Genomic DNA, 1,418 nt, shown 5'->3' with positions numbered 1-1,418 from the left:
GGGCGGGTCGGGGCCGGCTGCGCCGCCGCGAGGTCACCGTGTCGGCGCGCGGGCGCGGCGCCGCTGCCCGGCCGAAGGAGATCAAGCTCTGGCTGCCCGGCGACCATCTCACCCGGCTCATCCCCCGCCCGTCGGCCGCCGCGCCCGGCGTCGCCGGCGGCACCGGGCGCGGCACGTTCACCCTGGTGGGCCCGGTGTGACCGGCCGGCCGGTGCGCACCCTGCTGCTCTGGTGCCCGGACTGGCCGGTGATCGCCGCCGAGATCGTCGACGGGGTGCCGGCCACCGGGCCGGTGGCCGTGCTGCACGCCAACCGGGTGGTCGCCTGCTCCGCGCAGGCCCGGGCGGAAGGGGTGCGCCGAGGGCTGCGCCGGCGGGAGGCGCAGGGGCGCTGCCCAGGGCTCACCGTGGTCGACCACGACCCCGGGCGGGACGCCCGTGCCTTCGAGCCGGTGGTCGCCGCCGTCGAGGAGGTCGTCGCCGGGGTCGAGGTGGTACGCCCCGGCGCCTGCGCGCTGGCCGCCCGCGGCCCCGCCCGGTACCTCGGCGGTGAGGAGGCAGCCGCCGAACGGATCGTCGAGCAGGTGGCCCAGGCCTGCGCGGTGGAGGGCCAGGTCGGCATCGCCGACGGGGTCTTCGCCGCCGGGCTGGCCGCGCGGGGCGGCCGGATCGTGCCGCCGGGCGAGACCCCGCGGTTCCTCGCCGGGCTGCCGGTCGAGGCGCTCGGCCGGCCGGCCCTGGCCGACCTGCTGCGCCGGCTCGGCGTGCGTACCCTCGGCGACTTCGCCACGCTGCCCGCCGGTGACGTGCTGGCCCGGTTCGGCTTCGACGGGGCGCTGGCCCACCGGCTCGCCGGAGGCCGGGACGACCGGCCGTTGGCCGTCCGGCAGCCCCCCGTCGACCTGGCGGTGACCGCCGACCACGACGAACCGCTGGACCGGGTCGACGTGGCCGCCTTCGCCGCCCGCGCGCTCGCCGAGCGGCTGCACGACCGGCTCGCCGCGCACGGCCTGGCCTGCACCCGGCTCGGCATCGAGGCGGTCACCGCGCACGGCCAGGAACTGCACCGGGTCTGGCGGCACGACGGCCTGCTCACCGCAGCGGCCATCGCCGACCGGGTCCGCTGGCAGCTCGACGGTTGGCTCTCCGGCAGCACCGGCAGGGCCGGTGCCCGACCCGCCCGGCCGACCGCCGGGATCGTCCGGCTGCGGCTGGTCCCGGACGGGGTGCTGGCCCGTTCGGGGCTGCAACCAGGGCTGTGGGGGGAGGCCGGCGAGGAGCGGGAGCGGGCGCACCGCGCGTTGAGCCGGGTGCAGGGCATCCTCGGCCCGGAGGCGGTGGTCACCGCGGTGCTCGGTGGTGGCCGGTCCCCGGCCGACCAGACGCGCCTGGTTCCGTGGGGCGACGAACGGCTCCCCG

General features: G+C 79.5%; 1 protein-coding gene and 1 pseudogene. Both read left to right on the top strand.

Translation table 11 applies throughout. From position 1 onward, the window contains the following. A pseudogene (locus E1193_RS31390) lies at positions 1–200 on the top strand (hypothetical protein); the annotation flags it as partial. After that, on the top strand, positions 197–1,418 hold a 1,222-nt coding region (locus E1193_RS31385), incomplete at its 3' end, for a DNA polymerase Y family protein (protein WP_132186737.1). The pseudogene E1193_RS31390 and the gene E1193_RS31385, both read left to right, overlap by 4 nt.

It is taken from the genome of Micromonospora sp. KC606 (assembly GCF_004348675.1).
Taxonomy (GTDB): Bacteria; Actinomycetota; Actinomycetes; order Mycobacteriales; family Micromonosporaceae; genus Micromonospora.
Note: the sequence above shows the minus strand (reverse complement) of the source record. Positions and strands in the feature narration are given on the sequence as shown.